This is a genomic window from Mesorhizobium sp. M4A.F.Ca.ET.020.02.1.1, assembly GCF_004022645.1.
Taxonomy (GTDB): Bacteria; Pseudomonadota; Alphaproteobacteria; order Rhizobiales; family Rhizobiaceae; genus Mesorhizobium.
The window spans coordinates 1-1,021 of the sequence record NZ_RZOI01001189.1 but is presented as its reverse complement, the minus strand read 5'-3'; the positions used below and the strand labels follow the sequence as shown (position 1 = coordinate 1,021).

1 protein-coding gene is annotated in these 1,021 nt (G+C 68.7%); it reads left to right on the top strand.

Going from position 1 to position 1,021, the window contains the following annotated elements:
* Window positions 1-1,021: caspase family protein (locus EN742_RS35945; protein ID WP_348632881.1), on the top strand; the 1,021-nt coding region annotated here is incomplete at both ends.

The window sequence follows — 1,021 nt, the reverse complement described above, 5'->3', positions numbered from 1 at the left end:
CGATCATGCTGCTCGATGCCTGCCGCACCAATCCGTTCCCGCCCGGCGCGGAGTTGCGCCGCGCGCCGACCGCCTCGGCCTCGCCGATCGGCGCCGGCGGGCTGGAACCGTTGCGCGGCGCCAAGGCGCTCGGCAGCGCGCCGGCGACGGAAAACCTCGGAACCGTGGTCGGCTTCGCCGCCGAGCCGGGACGCCCGGCGCTCGATGGCGCCGCCGGCGAGAACAGCCCCTATGCGGCGGCGCTGCTGCGCCACCTCGCCGCGATGAAGGGCACCGAATTCGGATCGGTCATGCGCATGGTGACCGAGGAGGTCTATCTCGACACCAAGGCGCGGCAGCGACCCTGGGTCAATGAAAGCCTGCGCAGATTGCTCTATTTCGGCGTCGCGCCGCAGGAGCCGACCGGCGATGACGGGCTGATCACCGGCGAGCGGCGGCAACTGCTTTTGACCATCGCCGACCTGCCCGATCCGAAGCGCTCGCAAGTGGAACTGGCTTCGCAGCAGGACGGCGTGCCGCTCGACGCGCTCTATGGCGTGCTCAAGGCGCTGGGCACGGAGAAGATACCAGAGGATCCAACGGACCTGGAAAAGCTCCTCGATGCCCAGGCCGAGCGGCTGAAGAAGATGCTGTCAGAGCGCGACGCGCTCAGCACCGACGACCCCGAGATCAAGCGCCTCGTCGCCTCGGCCGACAAGGCGATCGGCCAGGGCGCCATCGTCAGTGCGCGAAAGTTCCTCGACGAGGCGGTGGCCCGGGTCGAGCAGACCAGCGGCGCCGTCGACCAGGCGGAGGAACTGGTCAAGCAGAAGCGGCTCGCAGACGCCGCCATCTATGCCAGGCGCGCCGACTCCTCCGCCCTGGTCTTCGACTACAAATCGGCGGCGAGCGACTACGGCAAGGCCCTCGCGCTAGTCGAGAAATGGGACGACAAGCTGCGCTGGAACTACAAGAACCAGGAGGCCGAGGCGCTCAACGCCCACGGTGCCGCCACCGGCGACAAACAGGCGCTGCAACAGGC